We start from the raw sequence: 26,115 nt of genomic DNA on the forward strand, positions 1-26,115 counted from the left end.
GGGCCGATGGCCATCGCGATCATGGGCGGCCTCGTGACGGCCACGGCGCTGACCCTGGTCTTCGTGCCGGCGCTGTACGCAGCCTGGTTCCGCGTCCGGCGTGACAGCCCGGCGCAGACACCGGCTGCGGCGCCGATCGAAGCCTCGGCCGCACCCGCAGGCCATTGACACCGCGACTTCTCCTTCCTCCACCCCAGACGAAAGGATCAGACATGTTCGCCACTCGACGGATCTTCGCTGCCGCCTCCCGCACTCGGGTGAGAGGCCTTCACATGACCGGCCTGGGTCTCATCGCCGCGGTGGCCGCCGGGATCTCCGCACCCGCGGCAGCGCTCGAACGGCTCCCCGTCCTGTCGCTGGAGGTGGCCGAGAAGGCAGCGAGCGCCTGCCGTCAGTTGGCAGCGCAGAAGGCCTGGCGCATGAACATCGCGGTGGTCGACGCCGGTGCCCATCCGATCCTGTTCCAGCGCATGGACGCTGCCTTCCTCGGCTCGGGAGACATCGCCCTGCGCAAGGCGCAAGCCTCGGCCAACACGCCGTTCCCGACCCGGGCCTTCGAGGAGCTCTCCTTCGGCAAGGACCACAAGGGCGGTGGCGCCATGCCGGGCCTGGCCCTGGCGCCCGGCGTCCTCAGCATTCCGGGCGGCCTGCCGATCAAGGTGGGCGAAGTGCCGGTGGGCGCGATCGGCGTGAGCGGCAGCATGCCCGACAACGACGAGGCCTGCGCGCAGGCCGGCCTCGATGCAATCAAGGACTTGCTGAAGTAGGGCGACTTTCTCGCCAATGCCGAAGCCCTGCCCGCCGCCTCGTCTCGAGCGCATATTGCCGGACGGTATTGCGCCGACCCACAACACAAGGAGACTTCCATGCAACGACGAACCCTGCTGACGCAGGCCGCCCTTTCCGCCACCAGCCTCGCCCACGCACAGCCCATCGCCGAGCCCAACCCGATTCCCCTCCATCCACAACACGGAGCCCATCACCATGAATGACGTCATCATCATCGGCGGCAGCTTTGCCGGCCTCGCCGCCGCCTTGCAACTCGGCCGTGCCCGCCGCAAGGTCACCGTTCTCGATACCGGCCTGCCGCGCAATCGGTTCGCCGGCCACTCGCATGGCCTGCTCGGCCACGATCACAAGCCACCGCTGGACATCCTGGCCGAGGCGCGGCAGCAGCTGGCGCGTTATCCCACGGTCAAGCTGGTCAGTGCCCGGGCCGACAGCGTCTCCGGTGCCATCGACAATTTCTCCGTCCTCACTGGCGACGGCGAGAGCCTTGGAGCGCGCCGCCTGATCCTGAGCTATGGCGTCGCGGACCAGATGCCTGATGTTCCGGGCTTTGCCAAAGGCTGGGGCAGGTCCATCGTGCCCTGCCCCTATTGCGATGGCTTCGAAGTCGCCGGCCAGCATTGGGGCCTTATCTGGTCCGGCCCGCAGTCTCACAATCAGGCGAGGCTGTTCCTCGATTGGACCGACAAACTGACGGTCTTATCCAACGCTCACGACATTGCGCCCGATATCCGGCACGATCTGGCTCTGCACAGCATAGATGTCGTCGACGGTCGGATCACCGAAATCGCCCATAGCGGCGACCATGAAGCGGTCGCCCTGCTCGATAACGGTTCCAAGGTCGCGGTGGACATCCTGTTCGCGCATCCGCGTACCAAGCCGTCCGCAAGCCTGCATGACTTTCTGGGCCTCGCCACGGTCAATACGCCAACCGGCATTGCCCTCAAGACCGACGAGCGCCGCGAGACCAGCATGCCCGGCATCTATGCCGCCGGCGACCTCGCCAACCCCCTCATACCTTCGGTCACCACGTCAATATGGCAGGGCGCGATGGCGGGCATCTATGCCCAGCAGTCAATGCTGGGCTGAGAGCAGGCAGCATCGATCACGTCAGTTTCGTTTTTCACACCAGATGGGAGTACTCCACATGGAAGTCCTCAAGAAATTCAAGCCGTTCAACGAAGAATTCCCGCTTGAGCGCCAACTTGGCCTCTCAGCCGCGCCGATCGTGCTCATCAACATATTCACGGTCGGCGCCGGCGACGAAGATGGCTTCTTGAACGCCTTTATATCCGCTGGCGAAACCCTGAAGCAGCAGCGCGGATTCATCTCCACTCAACTGCATCGAGCGCTCGGAGATAGCCTGATCTTCTTTAACTATGTGGTGTGGGAATCCACCGAGACGCTCCGCGAAGCCTTCTCCCGTCCCGAGTTCGTTGCGAAGGTTTCGGCCTATCCGTCATCCGTCGTAGCCACCCCGCACCTGTTCCAGAAGGTCGCCGTTCCCGGGTTTTGCACGGCCTGACTCGGGAAAATATGGCAAGGCGCGACGGCTGCATCCTCCCCCAGCAGGCCGACGACCGACATCGGTTCGCCGCATCGCACGCGCTGAGGTCGTCCCCGACGTCGGTCACTTCCTGCACATCGAGGCCCCCGAGGCGATCGCGGAACGGATCGCGGCATGGGGCGAGTCGTGTTCTTTCAGCCCTGCGAAAAGAAACCTCGAACGAAGCTCGGCCACGACAGGAAGTGACCGGGCTGATGCTCGGCCGCACTAAAGAAACGTCCATCCCTCTGAAAGTAAAGAAAAAGGAAGCAACCCTTATGAATACGACCAATCCTGGCGTTGCCCTGGTGACCGGCGCATCCTCTGGCATCGGCCTCGCCACTGCCAAAGCCTTGCGGAATGCGGGCTTTCGGGTGTTCGGAACGAGCCGCCGCGCAGCCGCGGAGAGATCCGACGGTATTACCATGCTGGCCTGTGACGTTACCGACGATGAGTCCGTGGCGAAACTGGTCGAGCGGGTCCTGGCCGAGGCCGGCCGCATCGATCTGCTCGTCAACAATGCCGGCATGGGTTTGCTTGGCGCCGCAGAGGAGTCCTCGACGGCCCAGGCGCTGGCGCTATTCGACGTCAATGTCTTCGGGGTTCTACGCGTCACCAGGGCGGTGCTACCGGCCATGCGCCAGCAGAGAAAAGGCAGAATCATCAATGTGAGTTCGGTGCTGGGCTTGATCCCGGCTCCCTATTCCGCCGTGTATGCGTCGACCAAGCATGCCATCGAAGGCTATTCTGAATCGCTTGACCACGAGCTTCGCACCTTTGGCATTCGTGTCGTGTTGGTCGAACCCGCCTATACAAAGACGGCATTTGAAGAAAACCTCGCCAAGCCAGACCTGTTGCTTGACATCTATGACGCCACGCGCGCCAGCATGGATGTGATCAATAAGAAAGCGATAGAAGCCGGCGACGCCCCGGAAGTCGTCGCCAGGACGATTGTCGAAGCGGCGACCACGATCGTTCCAAAGACACGCTACGCGGCGGGAAAAATGGCGCGACGGGTCAGTCTCCTGCGCCGTTTCGTCCCTGAATCCGCGTTCGACAAGAGTCTTCGAAAGCAGTACGGATTGCCGGTCTGACGACGATGAACATCCTGCTCATCGAGCCCCCCAAGCGATCGCGAAACGGATTGCGGCATGGGGCCGAGCAGCGGATCACTCGTCCTGGCCGAAGTCCGGACCATCGACAACGTGGCGCCAGGCCTCAACATGGAGTGTCATGAGCGTGCTTGAACTGAAGGTACCTCCGCCCATCGTGGCGCTTGTCCTGGCGCTTCTCATGTGGCTGACGCCGGCCGTCGCGGGCCTTGTGCAGATTCCCTATCTGGCCCGCGTGCTCTGCGCCGTCGTTTTGGTGTGCGTCGGCCAAGGCATCAGCATCGCCGGAATGGCTTCGTTTCGGCGCGCCAAGACCACCGTGAACCCGGTCAAGGCAGGCTTGGCGTCCTCGTTGGTCATCCGAGGCGTGTACCGGTATACGCGCAACCCCATGTATGTCGGGCTCCTGCTTACCCTGTTGGCATGGGCAGTGTTTCTGGCGAATCCGTTTGCTGTCCTATGGGTTGCCGTGTACGTGCTCTACATCACTCGGTTCCAAATCATTCCGGAAGAACGCGTGTTGACGTCTCTATTTGGGGCCGAGTACGAGGCTTACAAAGGCAGGGTACGCAGATGGGTATGAGGCCTCGCACTTCACCCGCCATCGGCCGCCGGGCGGTTGTGCGCCGACTGGTCGAGCAGGCCGTGGCGGTCGTCGAGATAGCGCAAGGTCCGGGCATCGGTCCGGATCCGACCGACGGCTTCGGGGCGACGAGTTCAGAACTGCAAACGTCGCGAATGGGCCGATGGCTGCCCATCCGCCAGTCGCCCCGCACCCTGCTCATGCATTGACCCCGGTGAGCCAATTCATGGCTCGCCTGCGCCACCCCCACGCCACGGCGTCCACACAAACGCCACCAGCGCCTGCACGTCGCGTTCGCGCTGGAACAGCGGGCTGTCGCGGTTGGCGGCGCCGTGGTGGTCGTTGAGGGTGAGGCCCAGGCTCACGGCCATGCTGGGGGACAGGCGCTGGGACCAACTGGCGCGCAGCGCGGCGCCGAAGTAGCCGGCGCGGGCGTCATAGGCGGCGCGGGTGCTGGTCGCATAGGCTGGGTCCACTTGATAGAAGTACCTCTGCAGTTCTTCGCTGGCCCAGGTGGCCTGTGCACTGAGCTGGACCTGGCTGCCAGCCAGTGGCCAGCCGCGCTGGCGCCAGCGCAGCTCGGGTTGCACCACGTAGCCGCGGCCTTCAATGCTGCCCCAGTCGGTGGAGAACACGCCGCGCAGCTGCAGGTGGGCGCTGAGCTGCTGGCCGCCACCGAGGTTTCTGCGGTAGATGGCTTGCGGGCCGAGCTCGAAGGTGTAGTCCAGGCCGGGCATGCCGGCACGGGCGGGGCTGTCGCGGGCATTGAAGGCGGCGGCGGCGGAAATGTCCAGCTCGAACTCTCCCGTGTTGAGCAGCCGCCCGCGCACGCCCTCGTCGTCCACGCGCAGGCGCTCGCCGCGGTAGATCACGATGGGCACGACGGCGGCGCGGTTGTGGGTGCTGCCGGCTGCCGGATAGTCCGGCCCGCGCACGCCCACGACGGCAAGGCCGGCTTCCCACAGCGGACGGGCTGCGGGGTTGGGGGACTCGGGCACGGCAGGCGCTGCGTCGGCCCCCTGCGCCCAGGCGGAATGCGTGGCGAACAGGGCGGCAGCAAGAACGGTCAGGACTCGGGTCACGGCGGATGGTCGTGGCACCCCCACATCGGGGTGCCGTGACGATACCCGAGACCATCACCTCAGCACCGCTTCACCCCCGCCTGAGCTTGGCCATCTCCTCGCCCACCAGCCGCACCACCAGCCGGTCCAGCGTCTGTACCGAATACTGCTGCACGTCGTGCACGGTCTGCGAACCGGGGCCGCTGCCGGGGTCTGCCGCATCACGGTAGGTCAGGAAGACGAAACGGCCGGCGGTGTACTGGGCCATCTGGCGGAAGATGTATTCGCCGACCGGGTCCAGGCCGCTGGCGCCGACGGCGAACAGCTTGATGCCCTTGGCAAGCGCGGCCTGCATGTCGCGGTCGTATTGCGGGCAGGCGCCGGGCCGCCCCAAGCCTGCCTGCCACCCCCTCGGGGGGTTGACGCCGTAGGCGTCGGGGGCTGTCATGCATCCGCCGTAATCGAGGTGCGGCGGTGCATCGGCCACCAGCACGACCATGCGGGCGGCTTCGCGGCGCCAGCTCAGGCCGTGCACGACTTCATGCAGCGCCTCGTTCAGCGCTTCGGGCGTGTCGCCACCGCCGCCGGCCTGCAGCCGCGCCAGGCCTTGCTGGAAGGCGGCCAGGTCGTGGGTGAAGTCCTGCGTGCGGGTCAGGAACGCGTCGCCACGGTCGCGGTAGGCCACCAGGCCGTAGCAGACGTCGGGCTGGCCCGGCAGGCGGGCGATCTGCTCGGCCATCGCGCGCATCGAGGCCTTGAGCTTGGCGATCTCGTCGTCCATCGAGCCGGTGGCATCGATCAGGAACACCAGGTCCAGCCGGGCTTGCGCCGCCGGCAGCGCGCCCAGGCGCAGCTGCAGCGCCTGCGGCTGGCCGCGCGTGAGCACCGCGCGCGCCTGCTGGCCGTTCTTGCGCACCGCCACGCCCAGCGTGCGCTCGTCTGCCACGCCCGGCGCGAGGAAGGCACGCGGGTGCAGCCAGACGTGGCCTGCCGTGTCAGTTCGGGCCCACATGACCGGCTGCGCAACGCCGGCGCGCTGCACGGCAACCTCGGCGTCGTGCACCGGGAAGCCTTGTGCGTCGGTCACCTCCAGCAGGTAGCGCTCGGCAATGTCGCGCTGGCGCACCGGCAGGCCGGGGTGGCGCTGGCGGTAGTTCAGGTACTCGCCGAAGTCGGCGTTGTCGTCGACCACGCCGGCCGTGACCACAGTCTCGGCCGGGCGCTGGCGAGCCGGCGATGACAAGGCCTGAGCGGCACCGGCGATCTTGCTGACACTGTCGGCCGAGGCCGCGTCGCGCATCGTCGCTTCCGCCAGCGGCTTGGCCGCCGGTGCCACCGACGGCATGGGTGGCGGCGCGGCCGGCGCTCTCTCGACAGCGCCTGAGGCCACGCTGGTCCGCGAGCCAGGCCCGGCGGACTCGCGGCGCAGCTCGCTCACACCCGATGTCACGCCCGATGGCCAGCCGGCCTCGCCGCCCTGCTCGCGCACCACCGGCAGGCGCCGGCAGTCGGTGGCCGAGGGCGCGTCGAAGGCCGGTGGCGTGAAGTCCGTGGCATCGGCCTGCTCGCCTTGCTGCCAGGCGGGAGGCCAGGGTTGGGAAGGCATGCCGGTGGCTGGCAGCTCACGCGCGTCGGCACAGGCGGTTGCCAGCGCCGCGGCCAGCAGGCCGGCAGTCAGCGTGATCAGCAGCGCCGGCACGCCGGGGCGGCGCGGCAAGGTCAGGGTGCGGTTCATCGTGGGTCTCCTCGAAATGACTCGATGAGGACTGACACGTGGCACGCGGCGCAGCAGGGTGAAAAATCTCACCAAACATCGCCAGAGAATTTTCGAAGCACTTTCACCCCGTTCCGTCACCCCGGCCGTATCACCGTGTGTGTGAGGCAGACTGCTACCCCGATGACACCCCCGCCCAGCGCCCCCGAACCGGACAGCGACGACGCCTTGATGCGTGCCTATGCGCTGGGCGACGCGCGTGCCTTCGAGCAGCTCTACAGCCGCCACCAGGCGGGGCTGTACCGCTTCGTGCGCCGGCTGCTGGGCACGGCGCTGGCCGCGCAGACCGACGAGGTGTTCCAGGACACCTGGCTGCGCGTGGTCAACGCCCGCGCGCAATGGCAGCCGCAGGGCGCGAGCTTTCGCACCTGGCTCTACACGCTGGCGCAGAACCGGGTGATCGACATCTGGCGCCGCAGCGGGCGCGAGGTGGCCATGGGCGACAGCGAGGACGGCACGCCGTGGGAACCAGCCGGTGGCGACGCCGCCTGGCAGCAGTGGCCCGCACCGCCCAGCCCGGCCCCGCAGGGCGACGAGCTGGCCTTCTGGCGCCGCGCCGGCGAGCGCCTGCTGGCCTGCCTGGAAGAGCTGCCGCTGCCGCAGCGCAGCGCCTTCCTGCTGCACCATGACGACGAACTGCCGCTGGCCGAAGTGGCGCGTGCGCTGGAGGTGGGTTTCGAGACGGCCAAGACCCGGCTGCGCTACGCGATGAGCAAGCTGCGCACCTGCATGGGCGCCTACCTGGCACCGCTGCAGAAGGAGGCGTCATGAAACATCGTGTGCCCGACGCTCACTGGCGGGCCGAGCGCCGGGCCGCCCCAAGCCGGCACGCATCCCCCCGGGGGATCGGCCGACGTATTCGGCGGCCGAGGGGTTGTCATGAATGACGAAGCACGGGACGCCTACCTGCAGAGCGCGCTGAAGCACGCCCCGGATGCCCTCGCCGGCCCGCCGCCGGCCCTGAGCGAAGCCATCCTGCGCGAGGCCCAGGCCAAGGCGCGCGACCCCAGGCCGGCACCTCCTGCGCGGTCGCGCAAAAGCTGGTGGGACTGGCTGAGCCGGCCGTCTGCCGCCAGCGGCTTTGCCGGCGTGATGCTCGCGGTGCTGGTGGGCCTGATGTGGCGCGAGCAAGCCAGCGACCTCGGGCCGCTGCGTGAACCCGCGCAGGCGGCCTCGACAACCGCAGGCACTTCACCCACTGCGCCGCAGGCCGAGCAAATGGCCGAGCAGATGGCCGATGCCGCAGCGCCCGCAGCAATCGCCGTTCGCCCGCAGCTGGAAGGCAAGGTCGAGCGGCAGCGAGCCGAAGCGCCCAAGCAGACGCCCAAGCCCGCGCCAGCGCCGGTCCTGGCTGCGCGCAAGGCAGCGCCACCGCAAGCCGTCGCGCTGGCCGAGGCGCCCCCCTCGCCTGCCCCTCCCGCAGCGCCCGCAGCCGCGCAGGCACCGGCCGCGCCGCCTCCGCCTGCCACGGCCATTGCCTCCGCCAAGATCGGCGCCATGGCCGACGCCGTGTCCAATGCCGCCGCCCCGGTGCCTGCACCTGTCGCCGAAGCCGCCAAGCCGGCTGCCACGCCGCCGGTTGAGGTGGCGCCGGCCGAAACCAGGGCTCAGGCCCGTTCCGAACGCTCGCCACAAGCCGGCCTGGCCGCCATCGCCGGCGCGTCCACCCACACCCTGGCCCGCATGGCGCCGGCCCTGCCTGCGCCAGCCGTCGCCGCGCTGACTGCCCTGCGTCAGGCCCTGGCCACCGAGCCTGCACGCTGGACCTGGCAGCGCGGCAGCGACACCCCGCCACAGCCCGTGACGCCTGCGCTGCGGGACTGGCTGGCCACGCTGGACCAGGCCGCGGCCGGCACGCCCTGGCAGCCCGCCCTGCCCGCTGGCAGCGCGCCGGCCCAGGCGCTGCGGCTGTTGCGCGATGGACAGGTTGCCGAGCTGCTTTGGTGGGAAGGCGACAGCCTGCGCTGGCAGCACGATACCCAGCCGCCGCAGCAGCTTTCGCTGCCCAGCGGACAAGGCCAGGCGCTGCAACAGGCACTGGAGGCTGCGACGCGCTGACCGGGCCAAGGCGCAGGAAGGCCCGGCCGCGCAAGCAGGCAGAACTTGTTGCAGGTCAAGCCGGCGTGGCCGGCGCCCGCGTAGTGTCGAAGACGCCACTCCGGGAAACCCAGATGAACGCGCCCGACCATGGTCAGCCACAACTGCTGATGACACCCGACACAGCCGGATCCCTCGCGCCGCATCCGGCCGGCCCGATGCTGCATCCCGCCACCCTTGTCATCCTGCAAGAGCACAGCATCACCTGCCAATTGCTGGATGCCTTGGCACAAGGTCTGGCCAAGCACCCTGCGGCAGAAGTCCTGCCCGATTTTGATGAACTGCGGGCGCTGCTGTGGGGCCTGGAAGAATCCCCGGAGCAACAGCATCACCGCAAGGAGTCGGAGCTGCTGTTCCCCAAGCTGCGCGCCAGCGTGCCGATGACCCGCTGCCTGCTGGACCGCCTGGAGGACGAACACGAGCAGGGCCAGCGCTGGTTGCGCGAACTGGAGCACGCGCTGCTGCGCTTCGAGATGATTGGCACGTCCCGGCGCGAGACCTTCGAGCGGCTGGTCCGCCGCCACACGCTGTTCCAGCGCGCGCACATGGCCGCCGAAGAGCGGCAGGTCTTGCCACTGGCCGAGCAATTCCTGGCCGAGCATGACTGGCGTGAACTCGCGCTGGCGTTCCCAGCCGGCGCCGACCAGCAGGCTGCGTCAGCCACCGGCTGCGACTGCCGCAGCGTGCTGGCACGCCTGGGCGCCGCAACGCGCGGGTCCGCGGTCCTGCGGGCGTGATGCGCCTGGCGTGAAGACGGCCGCGAAGGCGGCTGCTTGCGACGCTGCGACGCGCCAAGCTCAGTGCGACATCAGCACCGGCACGGTCATCGTCTGCAACACGCCGCGGGTGGCGCCGCCCAGCAGGCGCTCGGACCAGCGCGCATGGCCATAGGCGCCCATCACGATCAGGTCGGCGCTGGTGTCGGCCGCGTGCGAGAGGGTGGCGTTGGCAATGTCCAGCTCGGTGGCCAGGCAGGCCACGTCGGCGGTCACGCCCTGCCACATCAGCCAGCGCTGCACCGGCTTCAGGCTTTCATCGGACAGCTGGCCCAGGCCGGTGCCGCGCCGCCACAGCACCAGCTGCACCCGCTCGGCGCGCCGCAGCAGCGGCAGCGCGTCGCGCAAGGCCCTGGCCGCCTCGGCGCTGTCGTCCCAGGCCACCAGCGCCCGCTGCGCTACCGTCTCGAAATGTCCGGCATACGGCAGCAGCAGCGTGGGGCGGGCGCTTTCCAGCACCACACGCGCCACCAAGTCCTGCTGCGCCGGGCCGCCGGGGGCGTCGGGGTCGGCCTGGCTCAGCACGGCCAGGTCGCTGCAGTGGGCATGGCGCACAATGGATTCTGCCTTGTGGGCCTCGTCGACCACGGTCTCAACGGACCGCAGGCCCGCGGCTTCGCAGTCGCGCCGGAATCGCAGCGCCACCGCTTCGGCCTCCTGGCGAAGCGCATCGCGCGCCATCTCGGCCAGGCCGGCCAGGTTGCCCCCGTAGTCCACCCGCTGCAGCTCGATCAGCCCGGTGGGCGCCAGCCCGACCAGGTGGCAGGCCAGGTCGGCGGCCAGGCGACGGGCAAGCCGGGTGCGGGCCGCGCACTGCGCATCACTGTCCAGGTGGACCAGCAGGCTGCGATAGGTCATGGCAAGCTCCTTGGCGAACGAGGGTTCGCGGGCACCGCCGGATTCTTCGGCGGTGCCGCTCCGCCGCGCTTGATCTGCCGCAAGCGCAGCCCAGGTTCAAACGGCCTGCGCTGAATCAAGGCGCAGCACCTCCGGTTCGGCGATACCTGCAGGATGAACGCCGTGCCGCCAACTCCCGACAACCCCCGCGGCCTTGCCTCCGACGAAGTGCTCCGCCTGCGCTCACGCGACGGCCCGAACCTGCTGCCCGCCGCGCCGCGCCGCGGCCTGCTGCAGATGGCCTGGGAGGTCATGACGCAGCCGATGATCCTGTTGCTGCTGGTCACCGCCGGCCTGTACGGCCTGCTGGGCAACCGCGAGGACGCGGCGCTGCTGATGCTCTCGGCCCTGCTGGTCGGCGGGCTGGCGATCTACCAGGCGCACCGGACAGAGCGGGTGCTGCATGCGCTGAAGGACCTGTCGGCCCCGCGCTGCACCGTGATCCGCGATGGGCAGGCGCTGCGGGTCGCCAGCGCCGAGTTGGTCTGCGGCGACCGGCTGGTGATTGATGAGGGTGACCGGCTGGCAGCCGACGCGCGCCTGGTCGAAGGCGGCATTGTGCAGGTGGACGAGTCGCAGCTGACCGGCGAGTCGCTGCCGGTGCCCAAGCACCCGGGTGGCGAGGGCAGCGAGTCCAGCCTGTCGGCCGGCAGCCTGGTGGTCCAGGGCGACGGCGTGGCCGTGGTCACCGCCACCGGCGCCCGGACCACGCTGGGTCGCCTGGGCCACAGCCTGCAGCAGCTGCACCGGCGGCCCAGCCGGCTGGAGGCCGAGCTGAAGCAGCTGGTGCGGCGCGTGGCCATCATGGCGCTGCTGATCTGCCTGGTCAGCAGCAGCCTGCACGCCTGGCGCACCGGCTCCTGGTCCGAAGGGCTGCTGATCGGGCTGACCCTGGCGATGTCGCTGATCCCGGAAGAATTCGCAGTGGTCTGGACGGTCATGCTGGCCATCGGTGCATGGCGGCTGGCCCGGCAAGGCGTGCTCACCCGGGAGCCGCAGGCCATCGAGGCGCTGGGCACCGTCAGCGTGCTGTGCGTGGACAAGACCGGCACGCTGACGCGCAACGAGATGACCCTGGTGGCGCTGCACGACGGCGAAGCCCCGGTGGATGTGACCGGCCATGCACCGGGCGAGCACGCCGCGGCGCTGCTGGCCGGCGCGATGCGGGCCAGCCTGCCGCACGGCATCGAGCCGATGGACCGCGCGATCTTCCGCGCCGCGGGTGGCCCGCCGCCGTCCGACGGCCGCTTCACGCTGGGGCCGCGCCTGGGTGTGGGCCCTGGCAGGCCTTGGGTCACCCATTGGTGGCGGGACAGCGAGGCTGGGGGCGCCACCGTCTGGCTCAAGGGTGCGCCCGAAGCGCTGCTGGCCCAATGCAGCGGCGACCCGGCCCTGCTGGCGCGCCTGGCCGAGTGCGCGCGCAGCTGGAGCAGCGAAGGCATGCGGGTGCTGGCCGTCGTGTGGGGTCGGGCCGACAAGGCCTCCGACGATGGCAGCCTGCCAGCGGGCCTGGCGCTGGCCCCGCTGGGCCTGCTGGGTTTCCGGGATCCGTTGCGGGCCAACGTGCCGGCCGCCGTCGCGGCGTGTCGCGCGGCAGGCATGCGGGTCGTGATGATCACCGGCGACGCACCGCTGACGGCGCGCGCCATCGCCCTGCAGGCCGGGCTGCAGGCGGCGGCGCCCGAGGTGCTCACCGGCGTGGCGCTGGCGGGCATGAGCGACGCCGAGCTCAGGCAGCAGCTCGCCAGCGTGCAGGTCTTCGCGCGGGTGGACCCGGCGCAGAAGCTGCGCATCGTGCAGGCGCTACAGCAGCGCGGCGAGGTGGTGGCAATGACAGGTGACGGTGTCAACGACGCGCCCGCGCTGCGCGCCGCCGACATCGGCGTGGCCATGGGCCAGCGTGGCACCGACGTGGCCCGCGAAGCCGCCGCGCTGGTGCTGCTGAACGACGACTTTGCGTCGCTGGTGCAGGCGGTGCGCGCCGGCCGGCGCATCTTCGCCAACCTCCACCAGGCATTGGGTTACCTCTTTGCGGTGCATGTGCCCATCGTCGGCGTGTCGCTGCTGCCGGTGCTGATGGGCGGGCCGGTGCTGCTGCTGCCGATGCACGTGGTGGCGCTGGAGCTGATCATCGACCCGGCCTGCTCGCTGGTCTTCGAGGCCGAGCCTGCGAGCGCGGACAGCATGCGCGTGCCGCCGCGCGCGGCCAGCGCCAGGCTGTTCACGCTGCGGGCCGCGTTGCGCTCGCTGGCGGTCGGCGGGCTCTCTTTCCTCGGGGTGCTGCTGGTCCAGGCCCTGGGGCACCGCGCCGGCTGGTCGGACGAAGGCCTGCGCCTGGCCAGCCTGGCCTCCATCGTCGCCGGCAACCTGCTGATGCTGGCCTGGTTCCGCGGCCGCCACCCGCGCGGCGCACCCGGCAACACGGCGCTGCAGGTGCTCATCGCCGGCATCGGCCTGGGTTGGGCCGCACTGCTGGCGCTGCCTGCGCTGGCCCGCGTCTTCGGTCTGCCGCCCGACCTGCCATGGCGATGGGCCTTGCTGCCCGCCGCGGCGGCCCTTTGGTGCACCGCGCAACTGGCCTGGCGCAGGACGTGGCGGACCTGAGCCGGTTCAGTCCAGGCTCACCGCGCACGCAGGACCCCGCTTGTCCATGCCCGCGGAAAGGTTCGGTTACCAGCACAGGCCCGGCCTGTCGCAACATCACGGCATGACACCAGACAAGCTTGAAGCCATCGGACAACGCGGGGAGGCCTGCATCATCCTGCGAGAAAAAGTCGCCCACCCGAATGGCAGCGTTGAACTGAGCTACCGGCTCGCCACCGGCGAACGCCTGAAGACCACCGATTTGCCCGACGAATTTGAAACGCCGGATGGCAAGCGGAGGTTTCGGCTGCGCGGCGCCCGGTAGGGCACGGTATAGCCCGCGAAGCTCAGCCGCCGTTGTCCTCGCCGGTGCGCAGCCCCAGGCGCTCCAGCCGGTAGCGCAGGGTGTCCCGTGAGACACCCAACAAGCGCGCTGCGGCGCTGACGTTCTGGCCGCTGCGGTCCAGCGCGCGTTGCACCAGGCGGCGCTCCATGCGTTCGAGGTTCAGGTCTTCGTCGTCTGCCGCTTCTTCTGCCAACGCGGCCAGTGCAGCAGCCAGCGGCCCATCGACCAGGAAACGCAGCTCGGCCGGGCCGATGTTCGTGTCCGTCGCCATCAGCACCGCCTGCTCGATCGCGTTGCGCAGTTCACGCACATTGCCGGGCCAGGCGTGGCCCAGCAGGCGGCGTTCGGCTTCGGCCGAAAAGCGCAGGCCGGGCTTGCGGTAGCGGCCGGCGTGCAACGCGAGGAAGTGGCGGGCCAGCAGCACGATGTCGCTGCCGCGCTCGCGCAGCGGCGGCACGGTCAGCTCGATGATGCGCAGCCGGTAGTACAGGTCGGCGCGGAAGCTGCCCGCGGCCACCATCTGCTGCAGCGGGCGGTTGGTAGCGCTGATGACGCGCGCGTCCACCGGCCGGCTGTGCAGGCCGCCGAGCCGGCGCAGCTGTTTCTCCTCCAAGAGCTTCAGCAGCTTGACCTGCGTGGCCAATTCGGTCTCGCCGATCTCGTCCAGGAAGACGCTGCCGCCTTCTGCCGTTTCCAGCAGGCCGGCCTTGCGCTGGCGCGCGTCGGTGAAGGCGCCGCGCTCGTAGCCGAACAGCTCGGCCTCGACCAGCTGCGAAGGCAAGGCACCGCAGTTCAGCTCGACGAAGGGGCGGGCTCGGCGCGGGCCGCCGAAGTGCAGCGCACGCGCCACCAGTTCCTTGCCGGTGCCGGTCTCGCCGACGATCAGGGCCGCCGCCGGCTGCGCGTCGGCCAGCTGGGCCTCGGCGTCCAGCAGCGTGGCAATCGACGCTTTCAACGCGCGCATTGGCGGGGACTCGCCAATGATCTTGTCCAGCCCGCTGCCTTGTGCCTCGCGCTGGGTGTAGTAGTCCACCGCGTTGGCCAGGCGGCCCTGGTCCAGCAGGCGCTCGATCAGCAGCTTGACCTCGCCCAGCACCAGCGGCTTGGTCAGGAAATCTGCCGCGCCGGCCTTCATCGCCTCGACGGCCAGCTCGGTGCTGCCGTAGCCGGTCATCATCACGACGCGGATGTCCGGGTCCTGCGTGCGGATGCGGCGCAGCGCCTCCAGCCCGCTCTGGCCCGGCAGGTTGTGGTCGCACAGCACCAGCTCCGGCCGCCAGCTCGCCAGCTGCGCCAGCCCTTCCTCGGCACTGGCCGCCGTGCGCGCCTCGTAGCCCTGGCGTTCCAGGTAGACGGCGAGGTTGCGCGCCAGCGTGGTCTCGTCTTCGATGATCAGGATGGCCAGGCCCATGCGGTGCTCGGTTTCTCTTCTTATGCGTTGGCAGGTTTCAGCAGCACGGTGGCGCGAGTCTGGCCAGGGCGGCTGCTCAGTTCGATGCGGCCGCCCAGCCGGTCCACGGTGCGGCGCGCCAGCGTCAGCCCCATGCCCAGGCCGCGTGGCTTGGTGGTGGCAAAAGGCTTGAAGACTTCGGCCAGGCGCTCGGGGGCGATGCCGGTGCCGGGGTCGCTCACCGTCAGCGCGAGCATCGCGCCGGCACGTTCGACACTGACCTCGACCAGTGCGCCGGCCGCGGTCGCTTCCAGCGCATTGGCCAGCAGCGAATTCAGCACCTGGGCGATGGCCACCTCCTCGCCGTGCGCCTCGGGCAGGCCGGGCTCGGTGCGCAGGCTCAGCTGTTTGCCCTGGCCCTGGAAGACCGGGGCGAAGCGCTGCTCCGCGGCGGCCAACAACGCGCCCAGGTCGGTGCTGCCGCGCACTTCTGCAGGATGCTGCACATAGCTCAGCAGCGTGCGCACCAGATGCTCGATGCGGTCCACATGGCCAATGGTCTCGCGGGCATCGGCCGGCGTGGCCTCGCCAATTTCCAGCTGCAGCTCGGCACTGGAGCGGATGGAGGCCAAGGGGTTGCGGATGCTGTGCGCAACCGACGCGGCGATCTCGCCGGTGCGTGCCATGGCCTCCGCCTCGATCAGGCGCTCGCGCTGCGCCTGCAACTGCCGGCTGGCCTTGCGCACAAAGCCCAGCAGCGCCAGGTACAGCAGCAGGCCGCTGATCAGCGTGCCGCTCCAGACGGCAAAGCCGGCCTCGCGCAGCGTGGCGTTCAGCTCGGTGGGCACGCGGTAGAGCTCCACTGCGCCGATGGGCGCGCCGCCGGTCTTCTGCTCGGCGTCATAGACCGGCAGGTAGCTCTCGACAAAGTGCAGTTGGCCGGGACCCAGCGCCATGTGCTCGGCCTTGTCGCCCGCCGCCACCGGCCCGCGCTCGACCACGGTCTCGCCACGCAGCGAGCGCAGCAGCTCGTCGTTGTCCTCGAACTGGCGGCCGGTCAGCAGCGATTCGCTGGACCACAGCACCGCGCCGCTGCGGTCGTAGACATTGGCGCGAAGCACGTCCGGCATGGCCGCCACGTGGCCGAAGAACTCGGCCAGCGCGGCCTCGCGGCCGGGCGTGGGCCCGCTGGTGAAATGGCGCGAGACGGACTGGGTGGCAACGATGCTTTGCACGAACTGCCGGCTCAGCTCGGCATCGTGCCGCAGCAGCAGCGTCTGCACCACGGCCGCCAGGCCCAGCGCGAGCAGCACGCTGACCAATGCTGCCGCGGCGAGGCTGATGCGCGAGAACCAGCGCAGCAGGTCGAACTCCTGTCGCGGCGAGGCTTTGAGACGGAACAGCGGCATCCAGGGCAATCGTTTGATGGCGTGGTTGAAGGAAAGGGACCGAAGACACAAGTCGCAACGCCTGTGCCACCGGCAAAGTGAGGCGCAGCGGGGGCAGATCGCCCAGTGTCGGCGGCAACTGGGGCAGATCCCCCACCAGCACCCCAAGGGTGGTGGGGCATTTGGCCCGGTCTTGACGGGCTTGCCCTGTCCGGCAGGCCCAAGTGCTTGATTTTGAACGGTTTGGTTCAAGGGCCTGGCCTGGCACGTTGCGCGCAACAGTGAAGTGATCTTTCACCCCACGGAGCGCCCGCCCATGTCTGCTTTCTCCCCCAAGTCCTTCGCCCGTCAAAGCCGCCTGTTTGCCACGGCGCTGCTGTTGGTCGGCAGCGCTGGCCTGGCCCAGGCCGCCACCTCCGCCGCCTGCAGTGGCGGCAGCTTCGCCGCGCTCGGCAAGAGCGGCAACTTCAAGCTGGACCTGAAACCGGCGCAACTCACCGGGCCCTTCCTGGTCCAGGGCAAGTACGTGGCCTTCGAGATCGACCCGGCCACGCTGGCCATCCGCAACTACGTGCTGACGGGTGCTGCCAACAGCAAGGACCTGACCGGCGGCGTGCGCACGGCCATCTTCGCCAGCAAGGTGCCGGACCTGCAAGGCGTGGCGCTGACGGGCAACCTGAAGCTGGAATCCAAGGACGGTAGCTTGAGCGTGCTGCGCGGCAAGGCGGTGAAGCTGAAGATCCAGGCCAAGGATTGCGCACAAGGCGGCGTGTTCCAGATGGAAGCCGAGCGCGAGGATGGCAAGACGACCCTGTTCACCCACACGCTGGCCGAGAGCACGCAGAACGCCAACCTCACGCCGTTCTATTTCGACAACCGCAACTTCCGCAACCGCGAGGGTGACGTGGTGCCTTTCGGCGACACCACGCTGGTGGTGCCGGCCCGGGTCAATTTCGGCAACGACTTCTCGTCCAAGTTCGTCGGCCGCGACAGCGCGCAGCTGGCCACGCGCCGCAGCGAAGCCACCTGCAACAACACCATCATCAACCGCAACGGCGCACCAGTCAGCGTGAAGCATTGCGGCGGCGTGTCGCGCTGGGACGTGCAGAGCGGCGGCCGCATGGGCATGGTGCTGGGCGAAGACGCGACCGAGGTCTCGCCGTCTGCCACCGATTGCAGCGCCGACTGCCAGGCCCAGAACCAGACCCAGGGCAAGGCCACCGTGCTCGGCTTCCCGTTCCCGGTCGCGCCGGCAGACCGCCTCGCGCCACGCGCACCCTGAGGTTCAGATGACGTAAATGTCATCCAGCGGTCAGCGATGCAAACGGTCACGGGTCGCTAGACTCGCGGCATGCGCGTCCTGATCGTGGAAGACGAGGCCAAGACGGCCGATTACCTGCTGCGCGGGTTGACCGAGCAGGGCCATGTGGTGGACGTCGCCCGCAACGGGATCGACGGCCGCCACGCCGCGCTCGAAAACGCTTACGACGTGCTGGTGCTGGACGTGATGCTGCCCGGCATCGACGGCTTCCAGGTGCTGCGCGACGTGCGCCGCAGCAAGGACATGCCCATCCTGATGCTGACCGCACGCGACAGCGTCGAGGACCGGGTGCGCGGCCTGCAGGATGGGGCCGACGACTACCTCGTCAAGCCATTCTCCTTCCTCGAACTGAGTGCCCGGCTGCAGGCCCTGGGGCGGCGCAGCCGACAGCAGGAGGCCAGCACGCTGACGATTGGGGACATGGTGCTGGACCTGATGAGCCGCAAGGTGCACCGCGGCGGCGACCGCATCGACCTGACGGCCAAGGAGTTCTCGCTGCTCAGCACGCTGGCTCGCCGCAGCGGCCAGGTGCTATCGCGCACCGAGATCGCCGAGCTGGTCTGGGACATGAACTTCGACAGCAACACCAACGTGGTCGAGGTCGCCATCAAGCGGCTGCGCGCGAAGATCGACGGGCCGTACCCGAACAAGCTGCTGCACACGCTGCGCGGCATGGGCTACGTGCTGGAAGAACGCCAGGGCACCTCCTCGCCCGCGGCCAGCGCCGCGCCATGATCCGCTCGCTGGCCAGCCGGCTGACCGCGCTGTTCGCGGCCTGCGCGTCGGTGGTCTTCGTCGTTGCCGGCGTCATCATCTACCTGGTGCTGCAGGCCGGCATCAACGACCAGCTGCGCTACGAGCTGGGCTTGCGCGGCGGCTGGGTCGAGTCCAGCGTGCTGCGCACGCAGAGCGAGTCGCAATGGCGGCTGTGGCTCACGCCGACCATGGACGCGATGGAAGCCGAACGCAGTGGCATGCGGGTCTGGCTGCTCAGCGACCGGCCGGGCTTCAGCTACGGCACGCCCACGCCGGACGTGGTCGCGCTGTCGCAGCAGAGCGGCTTCGGCTTGCTGCTGGCGAATGGCCACGGGCCGGCCTGGATGACCTGGTCGCGCACGCTGCCGGCCGATGGCGACCGGCCCGAGGTGCGGCTGGTGCTGGCCAAGGACCCGGCGCGCTTCTGGGACACGCTGAACGCCTTCCGCCTGACGTTGGTCGTGCTGGGCAGCGCGGGCGTGCTGGCCGTTGCGGTGCTGGGCTATGGCATGGCGCGCTTCGGGCTGCGGCCGCTGCGCCGGCTGTCGCGCCAGGCCCAGGCGCTGGACCCGAACCACAAGGGCCAGCGGCTGGCGCTCAAGCCCATGCCGGCTGAGCTGGACGACCTCACCGCCTCGTTCAACGGCGCGCTGGCGCGGCTGGAAACCGCCTACCAGCAGCTCGAAGGCTTCAATGCCGACGTGGCCCACGAACTGCGCACGCCGCTGACCAACCTGATCGGCCAGACCCAGGTGATGCTCACGCGCCCGCGCAGCGCAGCCGAACTCGAAGAGGTGCTGCATTCGAACCTGGAAGAGATGGAACGCCTGAAGGCCATCGTCAACGACATGCTGTTCCTCGCCCGCGCCGACCAGGGCGCCGCGGCCTCGCGCCAGCTGGCCGTGTGCATGGCAGACGAGGTGCGCAAGGTTGCCGAATTCCTGGAGCCGCTGTTCGACGATCGCGGCGTGACGCTGCGGGTCGAGGGCGACACCAAGTGCAGCGTGGAGACCGCGCTGCTGCGGCGCGCGCTGAGCAACCTGATGCGCAATGCGATCCAGCATGCCGCTCCGGGCGACGAGGTGCAGGCGAGCATCCTGCGCGAAGGCGCCAACGTGCGGCTGGCCGTCACCAACCCCGGCCCGGAAATTCCTGCGCAGCACCTGCCGCATTTGTTCGACCGCTTCTACCGCGTCGACAGCGCACGCCTGAGCAGCGGCGGCAACCACGGCCTGGGCCTGGCCATCGTCAACGCCATCGCGGTGATGCACCGCGGCACGGTGTTCGTCGAGTCTGCCAACGGCCTGAACACCTTCGGCCTGCTGCTGCCCGCCGAGGGCTGAACCCGCCATGCAGTGCCACCTGGGAAGGTGGCACTGCCGCCCGGATGACAAATTTGTCATCGGAGCGTCAGGCTTGCGTCGGCTGCGGGTTTCTACCATGAAGGCACTGAATCGACGACCGGCTTCCCCGCTCTGAGCCACCCACTGCCTCGCAGTCGGCCGCCACTTCGTGACCTCGTCGGTCACACCTGTCAAGCGAAAGGAATTTCCATGCAAGTCACTCGTTTCCTGGGCGCTGCCGCCCTGGGCCTGGCCGCCCTCACCGGCGTGGCCCGTGCCGAAGACAACACCGGCACCGTCAATTTCGACAACCAACCCACCCTCAGCCGCGCCGAAGTGCAGGCCGACCTGGTGCTGTGGCGCCGTGCCGGGCTGGACATGCTGGCCGCGCAGGAAGACAGCTACGTCGTCTTCAGTGCCGACTACAAGCGCCGCATGGCCAACTACCAGCAATGGCGCCATGGCCCGGAATACCTGGCCGAAGTGCAACGCCTTGGCGGCCACGTCACGACGGCGGCCTCGGGTCAGGGCCAGTCCTCGCAGAACTGATGCCTGCCGACCGGCTCCGCCGGTCGCTTGCTCCCTAAACCGGCCCTGGCCGGTTTTTTCATGCCCGCTCGGCTGGTGCCGGGTTCGCCTGCGTGGCCGGTGAGGGCCGGCGAACCAGGCCGGCGATACTCCCGCAACTGGATGGCGAGAGTTCTCCGATGAACAGTGGATGGCAATGGCAATGAGCAGCCCGGCAAGCCGCGGCAGCGTGGTCTGGCTCAGCACCGACCCTCAGGCGCCCTCGTTCCGCCACCGGCTGGCGCCGGTGATGCCGGTGGTCGAATCGCTGGGCTGGCGCAATGAACTCCGGGTGTTGCCCGAGCGCCTGTATGGCTGGCGCATCTGGCAGCTGCGCCACCTGTTGCGCGCAAGTTCGGCCGTGGTGCTGCACAAGCTGCGGCTGGAGCCATGGGAGATGCGGCTGCTGCAGCGTCTGCAGCCGCGCAGCATGTTCGACCTGGACGACGCGATCTGGCTGCGCCAGCCCAAATACATCGGTCACCTGCGGCCGGCTTCGCCGCGCAGGCGGCGCAATTTCGAGGCCGCCTGCCGGCAGTCACGCCTGGTCACGGTGGGCAATGCCGAGCTGGCCCGCCATGCCACGGCCGGCGGCGCGTCGCGGGTGGAGATCGTGCCCACGCCGGTCGACGCTGCCGCCTACCCGGCCCAGCGCAGCGGCTCAAGCAGCGGCGCCACGCTGGCCTGGGTCGGCCTGCCGCACAACCTGGCCTACCTGGCGCCGCTGCGGCCGGTGCTGGCCAGGCTGGCGCAGCGGCATCCCGAACTGAAGCTGCGTGTCATCAGCTCGGACTGGCCGGACTGGGACGACGTGCCGATCGAGAAAGTGCACTGGTCGGCCGAGGGCGAGACGGCCGCGATCGCCGGTGCAGACATCGGCCTGATGCCGCTCAGCGACGACCCGTTTGCGCGCGGCAAGTGCGCCTTCAAGCTGTTGCAGTACATGGCCGCCGGCCTGCCCTGCGTGGCCTCGCCGGTGGGCGCGAACTGCGAGGTGGTGGTCCCTGGCCAGACCGGCTGGCTGGCCAACAAGCCAGCCGAATGGGAACACGCGCTGGAGACGCTGATCCAGCATCCCGAGCAGCGCCAGGCCATGGGCACCGCCGGCCGCCAGCGCGTGCTGACCCACTACGACCGGCCGCTGCTGTCCGGCCGCATGGCCCGCCTGATCGACCGGCTGGCCTCCGGACAGTTCGACCGGCCGGCCAAGCTGCGGGTCAGATAGACGGCACTCACCTCGCTGGATCGGCCTCCGAAGCTTCGTCCGGCAATTCCCGCGCCAAATCGAACAAATGGCCCATGCGGTGGGCCTTGGTGTCCAGGTAGGCGCCGTTGCGCGTGGTGCGGCCCACCTGCAGCGAGACGCGCTCCACCACGTCCACGCCGTGGGCCTTCAAGCCTTCGATCTTGCCGGGGTTGTTGGTGAGCAGCTTGACCGAGCGGATGCCCAGCTGCGACAGCATGGTCGCGGCAAAACCGTAGTCCCGCGCATCGGCCGGCAGGCCCAGCAAGCGGTTTGCATCCAGCGTGTCGACGCCGGTTTCCTGCAGCGCATAGGCGCGGATCTTGTTCAGCAGCCCGATGCCACGGCCTTCCTGGCGCAGGTAAAGCAGCGCGCCGCGGCCAGCCGTGGCAATCGCCTTCAGCGCGCTGCGCAGCTGCGGCCCGCAGTCGCAGTGGCAGCTGCCGAAGGCGTCCCCGGTCAGGCATTCCGAATGCAGCCGCACCAGCACCGGCTCGCCCGTGGACAGGTCGCCAAAGCACAGCGCGGCATGTTCCAGCCCGGTGGCCGGTTCCTTGAAGCCATGCAGCCGGAAGTCGCCATAGGCAGTGGTCAATCGGCAGCTGGCTTGTTCTGGTTCGAGATGCATGGGTGGTCGCTGAAGGATCGCTGGCAGCCAGTTGCCAGGGCGCGCCGCTGGCGCGTCACAGCCCGGCAATGGCCTCCGGAGCGTCATTTTCGACGATTGCGAAGAGCTGCTGCCCGCGAGGGGTTGTCGTCGCCCTTCAAATCCGTTCAACAGGAGGCTTCAGGCACGGAAACAGCGCCCACCCATCGCCAGGCCTGCGCACGATCTGCATCGCACCAAGAGGCGGTCTCAGCCTGAGGTCTGCAAGCGGGTCGGAACATCGGGCGCGAGCACGGACAGCTTGCCCTGCGGCGTTCGAACCAGCAGCAGCGGCACCTTGCTTCGCCGGCTGACGGACTCGGCCTCGCTGCCGAGGGCGGCGCGGCTCAGGCCTCGTCTGCCATGGGTGCCCATGACGATGAGCTCGGCCTGGTACTCGTCGGCTTGCGCGAGCACCACGTCGGCCACCTGGTCCGCGCCAATGTCGCGCACCACGAAGTCGGCCCTGGCGCCTGCCTCCTGGGCCTGCGTGCAGGCCGCTGCAGCGAGTTCCTGGCTGCGCTGCCGCATCAGCGCCACGGTGCTCAGCAGACCATCCGCAGAAGCGAAGCCCATGTGGAGTTCAGAGGTGTCCACCACGACCAGGATGCGCAGTTCGGCCTGCAGCTCCGTTGCCAGCTGAATGGCCTCGCGGAGACCTTGCTGCGAGGTCTCACCGCCGTCAAAAGGGACCAGGATGCGACGGTACATGCGAATGTCCTCCGGTTCTGACGCGCCTCGGCACCCAGGCACCAGGATGGGCACCCCCGGCAGGCCGAGGTCAGTCCCGATCGATGCTACCGAGGCGCCAAGGCGACAGCTTGCGCCAGCGCAAGCCACGTCAAAGAGGGTGTCACCAGCCGCCATCGAGGCCACGCCCGTCTGAGCGAAGATCATTGCAGCGCCGCCAACAGGCCCTGCGCGGCACGCCAGTCGGCCGTCTTGAATCCCTCGGTGAAGCGTGCGAGAACGGGCTCGAGCAAGGCCCTGGCCTCCTGCGCGCGGTCTCGCGCCTGCCAGTGGCTGGCGAGGCTGCTGGCGGTGCGCAGTTCCCAGGCAGCGGTGCCCTGCTGGCGCGCCAGCGCCAGTGAGCGTTGCAGCAGCGCTTCGCCACGCGCCAGGCTGGCGGGCGTGGCCTCGTGCAGAGCGCGTTCGCCCAGGCGGCGCAGCACTTCGGGGGCGCACCAGCCCACCATGCCGGCCTCGACGCGCTGGATGCAGGAGGGCGACAGCCAGCGTTCGTCCAGGGTGGCAAGGTGGTCGGCGAGCACCTCGTCGGGCTCGTCGAAGAAGCCGGCATCCTGCATCGCCGGGAGCGGGCTGCCGGCGCGCAGCGAGAGCACGTCGCCGAAGCGCTTGCCCCAGCGCAGCCAGTAGCCGAAGCCCTGGATGGTTTCGACGTCGGTGACCTGGGCGGCCAGCGCACGCGCGGTGTCGTCCAGCCCGCTCCACAAGGCCACCGGCATCGAGCCCATCACGATGGCCTGGCATTGGGCGAGCGGCGAGTCGGTGCGCGCCTGGTCCATGGCCTCCAGCGCCATCGCGGCGGCGCGCTCGGGAAGGCCTTGCATCCACAGCGCGCGTGCCAGCACCACCCGCATGGACACGCGCAGCTCCACCGGCGAAGGGTTGTAGGCCAGCGGGATGGTGCGCCAGGCTTCGTGCAGGACACGCCGGGCCATCTCGGTGGCTTCGAGGTGCCGGCCCATGAAGTGCAGGTTCTGCGCCTGGATGCGGCCGGCGACCAGGTGCGCCACCGGGTCGGCTATGGCCTCGGCGGTTTGCGTCAGCCGGTCTGCCCATTCGCCGCCAGAGCGGAAGTCGCCCTCCGCGACGGAGAGTGCCCACATGCTGTTGCAGGCGCCGAAGCGATGCAGCAGGCTGGTCGCGTCAGGCGCCATGGCCGACAGGCTTTTCAGCGCCGGCGCGAGGGCCTGCATCCGGGCGCTGCCGCCGGTGCCCAGGCAGCCGACCAGGAAGATCAGCCGCATGTGGGGCGAGCTGATCGCACCGCTGGCCCCCTTGGCTGCCGGGTCCATGCCGCGGGCCACCAGCGCTTCCATGGTTTGTTCCACGCGGCGGGTGAACTCGTCGACCAGCAGCATCTGCCGGCCCAGCGCAAAGCTGGAAAGGGTCAGCTCGATGCCGAGTTCGACGTCGCCGCCAGGCGTGAAGGCCCAGTCCAGCGCGGCGCGGCTGTCGTCGATCAAGGGCGCATACCGCAGCAGCCATTGCGCGCGGCTCATGCCATCCCAGCGGCGCTCGGCCTCGGTCAGGGCCGAGGCGAGCCACAGCGCATGCCGGCGGCTGACGGCATCGCGCTCGCGGGCTTCGTCGAGCCTGGCGCTGGCGTAGGCGCGTGTGGTGTCGAGCAGGCGCAGGCGCCCGGGCTCGCTGCCGCGCACCGGCGCCACCAGCGACTTGGCGACCAGGTCCAGCAGGTCTTCCTGCACGCTGGTGGCGTCGGCCGCAGGGCCCGTGGCAACCTCGATGGCAGCGTCCAGCGTGAAGCCGTTGCGAAAGACCGAGAGCCGCCGCAGCACCTGTTGCTCGCCGGGCGACAGCAGCTGGTAGCTCCAGTCCAGCAAGGCGAACAAGGTGGTGTGGCGAGCGGGTGCGGCGGTTGGCGGGCCTGGCAGCTGCAGCAGCCGCTGCTCGACCTGGCGAGCCAGCGCCGCGAGCCCCAGCGCGCCGGCGCGGGCCGCGACGATCTCGATCGCCAGCGCAATGCCATCGAGCCGCGTGCACAGCGCAACCAGCAGCGGCAGCTCCGCGTCCTGCAGCACGAAGCCGGCACCTGGCACGCCCGCCCGCTCGATGAACAGGCGCAGCGCGGGGAAGTCCAGCGCCTGGCTGGCCGACACCACCTCGCCCGGCCGCGGCAGCCGCATCGGCGCGAGCCGGTACAACCACTCGCCTGCGGCCCGCAGCGGCTCGCGGCTGGTGGCCAGCACCGCGGTCGCCGGCCCGGCGCCCAGCAGTGCCTCGGTCACCTGGGCCGCGGCCTCGATCACGTGCTCGCAGCTGTCCAGCACGAACAGCGCGCGCCGGCCGGCGGCCCAGCGCTGCAAGGCCGCCAGGGCCTCGACGCCGCTGGCCGCACAGCCCAGCGCGGTCACCACGCCTTGCACCGCCAGCTCGGCATCGACAAACGGGGCCAGGTCGATGAAGTGCACGCCGTCCGGATGCTCGCTCGCGGCCAGGTGGGCCGCCGCCAGTGCCACCGTGGTCTTGCCCATGCCGCCGGTGGCCAGCACGGTGACGAAGCGGTGCGCGCGCAGTTCGCTGACGACGCGCTGGATCGCGTCGTCGCGGCCGATGATGTCGGTGCGAGGGGCCGGCAGCGCGGCCATGGTGGCGGAGCGTCGGGTGGCGTCGACCAGCACAAAGCGTGGCTCCTCCTCATCGGGGAACCACGCGACGTACCAGGCCGGCGTCCAGCGGCCGAGCGCGGTGTTGACGCGGCCAACCCACTCGCCCAGCTGCTCCTCGTCGACCACAGGCTCGCCGGACACCAGCGGCCAGAGCTGCGCGGCGGTGGCACCGTGGGCGCTGCGGGCGATGGTGGCCAGCAGTTCGAGCGCGGCATCCGCCATCTCGACCGCCTGCGTGCCGAACCACAGGCCAGGTGGCGCTGCGGTCAGCACGAAGGGTCCAAGGGAGAGGTTCCCGGAGAGGTTCTCGCTCACATTGGCTCCGCCTCGTGTGGGTAGGTGGGTGGGGGTTCAGACAGGGGGCCGGATCAGGTGCGTCGACCCGCATCCGGCATCGCGAGGCATCCTCCCACGCCGCCGCGGGCCGAGGGTCCACGGCGGGTGTGAATTTGCGTGAATCCGGTGCCGGCCAGGTGCCGCAAGGCTGGCGCAGCACGTATGGTGGGCACCGAAGCCCAGGCGT

Annotated in this window: 24 protein-coding genes; 16 read left to right on the forward strand and 8 right to left on the reverse strand. The window is 69.4% G+C overall.

Translation table 11 applies throughout. The annotated features are described in order from the left end of the window. The first annotated feature begins 272 nt into the window (after nt 1-272). The 6 genes from AC3WR5_RS24265 to AC3WR5_RS24290 all read left to right on the forward strand — a co-directional run bounded on the left by AC3WR5_RS24265 (nt 273) and on the right by AC3WR5_RS24290 (nt 4,030). Complete coding sequence (locus AC3WR5_RS24265; protein WP_492487764.1) at nt 273-767, forward strand: GlcG/HbpS family heme-binding protein; 495 nt, start codon at nt 273-275, stop codon at nt 765-767. Nucleotides 768-866: 99 nt separating this feature from the next. After that, nucleotides 867-992 carry a hypothetical protein gene (locus tag AC3WR5_RS24270; RefSeq protein ID WP_492487766.1) on the forward strand — a complete coding sequence of 42 codons (126 nt, stop codon included), beginning with the start codon at nt 867-869 and terminating at the stop codon, nt 990-992. Then, nucleotides 985-1,878: an NAD(P)/FAD-dependent oxidoreductase gene (locus AC3WR5_RS24275; RefSeq protein ID WP_492487767.1), complete on the forward strand. Its 894-nt coding sequence runs from the start codon at nt 985-987 to the stop codon at nt 1,876-1,878. The genes AC3WR5_RS24270 and AC3WR5_RS24275 overlap by 8 nt, the downstream gene beginning before the upstream one ends. Nucleotides 1,879-1,936: 58 nt before the next feature. Continuing rightward, nucleotides 1,937-2,314 (forward strand): antibiotic biosynthesis monooxygenase family protein, encoded by a 378-nt coding sequence (locus tag AC3WR5_RS24280; protein ID WP_492487768.1) that lies wholly within the window; start codon nt 1,937-1,939, stop codon nt 2,312-2,314. A gap of 224 nt (nt 2,315-2,538) precedes the next feature. After that, nucleotides 2,539-3,429 (forward strand): oxidoreductase, encoded by an 891-nt coding sequence (locus AC3WR5_RS24285; protein WP_492487770.1) that lies wholly within the window; start codon nt 2,539-2,541, stop codon nt 3,427-3,429. 139 nt (nt 3,430-3,568) lie between these two features. After that, a complete protein-coding gene (locus AC3WR5_RS24290; protein ID WP_492487772.1) occupies nt 3,569-4,030 on the forward strand; it encodes a methyltransferase family protein in 462 nt (153 codons plus the stop codon). 224 nt (nt 4,031-4,254) lie between these two features. On the opposite strand, the gene AC3WR5_RS24295 is transcribed toward AC3WR5_RS24290, so the two are convergent. Next, the gene (locus AC3WR5_RS24295) at nt 4,255-5,112 is read right to left on the reverse strand and encodes a MipA/OmpV family protein (protein ID WP_492487773.1); all 858 of its coding nucleotides are present in this window, start codon (nt 5,110-5,112) and stop codon (nt 4,255-4,257) included. Between the two features lie 70 nt (nt 5,113-5,182). Next, a complete protein-coding gene (locus AC3WR5_RS24300; RefSeq protein WP_492487775.1) occupies nt 5,183-6,826 on the reverse strand; it encodes a vWA domain-containing protein in 1,644 nt (547 codons plus the stop codon). A gap of 162 nt (nt 6,827-6,988) precedes the next feature. Here AC3WR5_RS24300 and AC3WR5_RS24305 point away from each other — a divergent pair, with 162 nt between their 5' ends. The 3 genes from AC3WR5_RS24305 to AC3WR5_RS24315 all read left to right on the forward strand — a co-directional run bounded on the left by AC3WR5_RS24305 (nt 6,989) and on the right by AC3WR5_RS24315 (nt 9,699). Then, on the forward strand, nt 6,989-7,636 hold the full coding sequence (locus tag AC3WR5_RS24305; protein WP_492487777.1) for a sigma-70 family RNA polymerase sigma factor: 648 nt from the start codon (nt 6,989-6,991) through the stop codon (nt 7,634-7,636). Between the two features lie 108 nt (nt 7,637-7,744). Further along, on the forward strand, nt 7,745-8,923 hold the full coding sequence (locus AC3WR5_RS24310; protein WP_492487778.1) for a hypothetical protein: 1,179 nt from the start codon (nt 7,745-7,747) through the stop codon (nt 8,921-8,923). Nucleotides 8,924-9,036: 113 nt separating this feature from the next. Then, complete coding sequence (locus AC3WR5_RS24315; RefSeq protein WP_492487780.1) at nt 9,037-9,699, forward strand: hemerythrin domain-containing protein; 663 nt, start codon at nt 9,037-9,039, stop codon at nt 9,697-9,699. Between the two features lie 60 nt (nt 9,700-9,759). Here AC3WR5_RS24315 and AC3WR5_RS24320 read toward each other — a convergent pair whose 3' ends face one another. Next, nucleotides 9,760-10,596: a universal stress protein gene (locus AC3WR5_RS24320; protein ID WP_492487781.1), complete on the reverse strand. Its 837-nt coding sequence runs from the start codon at nt 10,594-10,596 to the stop codon at nt 9,760-9,762. Between the two features lie 162 nt (nt 10,597-10,758). Here AC3WR5_RS24320 and AC3WR5_RS24325 point away from each other — a divergent pair, with 162 nt between their 5' ends. Beyond that, nucleotides 10,759-13,239, forward strand: coding sequence for a cation-translocating P-type ATPase (locus AC3WR5_RS24325; RefSeq protein ID WP_492487783.1), 2,481 nt, complete (start codon nt 10,759-10,761; stop codon nt 13,237-13,239). A 40-nt stretch (nt 13,240-13,279) separates the two neighbouring features. Continuing rightward, a complete protein-coding gene (locus AC3WR5_RS24330; RefSeq protein WP_492487785.1) occupies nt 13,280-13,543 on the forward strand; it encodes a hypothetical protein in 264 nt (87 codons plus the stop codon). Between the two features lie 22 nt (nt 13,544-13,565). Here AC3WR5_RS24330 and AC3WR5_RS24335 read toward each other — a convergent pair whose 3' ends face one another. Continuing rightward, nucleotides 13,566-14,975 (reverse strand): sigma-54-dependent transcriptional regulator, encoded by a 1,410-nt coding sequence (locus AC3WR5_RS24335; RefSeq protein ID WP_492487787.1) that lies wholly within the window; start codon nt 14,973-14,975, stop codon nt 13,566-13,568. A gap of 20 nt (nt 14,976-14,995) precedes the next feature. Beyond that, nucleotides 14,996-16,363: a sensor histidine kinase gene (locus AC3WR5_RS24340; RefSeq protein ID WP_492487788.1), complete on the reverse strand. Its 1,368-nt coding sequence runs from the start codon at nt 16,361-16,363 to the stop codon at nt 14,996-14,998. 295 nt (nt 16,364-16,658) lie between these two features. Between AC3WR5_RS24340 and AC3WR5_RS24345 the strand changes: the two genes are divergently transcribed. The 5 genes from AC3WR5_RS24345 to AC3WR5_RS24365 all read left to right on the forward strand — a co-directional run bounded on the left by AC3WR5_RS24345 (nt 16,659) and on the right by AC3WR5_RS24365 (nt 21,554). Next, nucleotides 16,659-17,624: a hypothetical protein gene (locus AC3WR5_RS24345; RefSeq protein ID WP_492487790.1), complete on the forward strand. Its 966-nt coding sequence runs from the start codon at nt 16,659-16,661 to the stop codon at nt 17,622-17,624. Between the two features lie 69 nt (nt 17,625-17,693). Next, nucleotides 17,694-18,398 carry a heavy metal response regulator transcription factor gene (locus AC3WR5_RS24350; protein ID WP_141288308.1) on the forward strand — a complete coding sequence of 235 codons (705 nt, stop codon included), beginning with the start codon at nt 17,694-17,696 and terminating at the stop codon, nt 18,396-18,398. Next, nucleotides 18,395-19,762 (forward strand): heavy metal sensor histidine kinase, encoded by a 1,368-nt coding sequence (locus tag AC3WR5_RS24355; protein ID WP_141288309.1) that lies wholly within the window; start codon nt 18,395-18,397, stop codon nt 19,760-19,762. The genes AC3WR5_RS24350 and AC3WR5_RS24355 overlap by 4 nt, the downstream gene beginning before the upstream one ends. 210 nt (nt 19,763-19,972) lie before the next feature. Next, nucleotides 19,973-20,311: a DUF4148 domain-containing protein gene (locus AC3WR5_RS24360; protein ID WP_141288310.1), complete on the forward strand. Its 339-nt coding sequence runs from the start codon at nt 19,973-19,975 to the stop codon at nt 20,309-20,311. 181 nt (nt 20,312-20,492) lie between these two features. Further along, a complete protein-coding gene (locus AC3WR5_RS24365) occupies nt 20,493-21,554 on the forward strand; it encodes a glycosyltransferase family 4 protein (RefSeq protein WP_231013181.1) in 1,062 nt (353 codons plus the stop codon). Nucleotides 21,555-21,561: 7 nt separating this feature from the next. Here AC3WR5_RS24365 and ribA read toward each other — a convergent pair whose 3' ends face one another. From ribA to AC3WR5_RS24380, 3 genes are all read right to left on the reverse strand, one after another. Next, nucleotides 21,562-22,200 (reverse strand): GTP cyclohydrolase II, encoded by a 639-nt coding sequence (ribA, locus tag AC3WR5_RS24370; protein WP_141291294.1) that lies wholly within the window; start codon nt 22,198-22,200, stop codon nt 21,562-21,564. 228 nt (nt 22,201-22,428) lie between these two features. After that, nucleotides 22,429-22,929, reverse strand: coding sequence for a universal stress protein (locus tag AC3WR5_RS24375; RefSeq protein WP_492487792.1), 501 nt, complete (start codon nt 22,927-22,929; stop codon nt 22,429-22,431). A gap of 182 nt (nt 22,930-23,111) precedes the next feature. Further along, nucleotides 23,112-25,907, reverse strand: coding sequence for an ATP-binding protein (locus tag AC3WR5_RS24380; RefSeq protein ID WP_492487793.1), 2,796 nt, complete (start codon nt 25,905-25,907; stop codon nt 23,112-23,114). Nucleotides 25,908-26,115 lie beyond the last annotated feature (208 nt).

The sequence above is a fragment of the Ideonella sp. FW305-24 genome, assembly GCF_058788035.1.

Excerpts from the sequence above, each read along its gene's own strand:
- AC3WR5_RS24310 (WP_492487778.1), top strand. The coding sequence starts at position 7,745 with ATGAATGACGAAGCACGGGACGCCTACCTGCAGAGCGCGCTGAAGCAC.
- AC3WR5_RS24305 (WP_492487777.1), top strand. The coding sequence starts at position 6,989 with ATGACACCCCCGCCCAGCGCCCCCGAACCGGACAGCGACGACGCCTTG.
- AC3WR5_RS24335 (WP_492487787.1), bottom strand. The coding sequence starts at position 14,975 with ATGGGCCTGGCCATCCTGATCATCGAAGACGAGACCACGCTGGCGCGC.
- AC3WR5_RS24355 (WP_141288309.1), top strand. The coding sequence starts at position 18,395 with ATGATCCGCTCGCTGGCCAGCCGGCTGACCGCGCTGTTCGCGGCCTGC.
- AC3WR5_RS24365 (WP_231013181.1), top strand. The coding sequence starts at position 20,493 with ATGAGCAGCCCGGCAAGCCGCGGCAGCGTGGTCTGGCTCAGCACCGAC.
- AC3WR5_RS24320 (WP_492487781.1), bottom strand. The coding sequence starts at position 10,596 with ATGACCTATCGCAGCCTGCTGGTCCACCTGGACAGTGATGCGCAGTGC.
- AC3WR5_RS24265 (WP_492487764.1), top strand. The coding sequence starts at position 273 with ATGACCGGCCTGGGTCTCATCGCCGCGGTGGCCGCCGGGATCTCCGCA.
- AC3WR5_RS24275 (WP_492487767.1), top strand. The coding sequence starts at position 985 with ATGAATGACGTCATCATCATCGGCGGCAGCTTTGCCGGCCTCGCCGCC.
- AC3WR5_RS24340 (WP_492487788.1), bottom strand. The coding sequence starts at position 16,363 with ATGCCGCTGTTCCGTCTCAAAGCCTCGCCGCGACAGGAGTTCGACCTG.
- AC3WR5_RS24345 (WP_492487790.1), top strand. The coding sequence starts at position 16,659 with ATGTCTGCTTTCTCCCCCAAGTCCTTCGCCCGTCAAAGCCGCCTGTTT.
- AC3WR5_RS24290 (WP_492487772.1), top strand. The coding sequence starts at position 3,569 with ATGAGCGTGCTTGAACTGAAGGTACCTCCGCCCATCGTGGCGCTTGTC.
- AC3WR5_RS24270 (WP_492487766.1), top strand. The coding sequence starts at position 867 with ATGCAACGACGAACCCTGCTGACGCAGGCCGCCCTTTCCGCCACCAGC.
- AC3WR5_RS24375 (WP_492487792.1), bottom strand. The coding sequence starts at position 22,929 with ATGTACCGTCGCATCCTGGTCCCTTTTGACGGCGGTGAGACCTCGCAG.
- AC3WR5_RS24360 (WP_141288310.1), top strand. The coding sequence starts at position 19,973 with ATGCAAGTCACTCGTTTCCTGGGCGCTGCCGCCCTGGGCCTGGCCGCC.
- ribA (WP_141291294.1), bottom strand. The coding sequence starts at position 22,200 with ATGCATCTCGAACCAGAACAAGCCAGCTGCCGATTGACCACTGCCTAT.
- AC3WR5_RS24280 (WP_492487768.1), top strand. The coding sequence starts at position 1,937 with ATGGAAGTCCTCAAGAAATTCAAGCCGTTCAACGAAGAATTCCCGCTT.
- AC3WR5_RS24300 (WP_492487775.1), bottom strand. The coding sequence starts at position 6,826 with ATGAACCGCACCCTGACCTTGCCGCGCCGCCCCGGCGTGCCGGCGCTG.
- AC3WR5_RS24315 (WP_492487780.1), top strand. The coding sequence starts at position 9,037 with ATGAACGCGCCCGACCATGGTCAGCCACAACTGCTGATGACACCCGAC.
- AC3WR5_RS24350 (WP_141288308.1), top strand. The coding sequence starts at position 17,694 with ATGCGCGTCCTGATCGTGGAAGACGAGGCCAAGACGGCCGATTACCTG.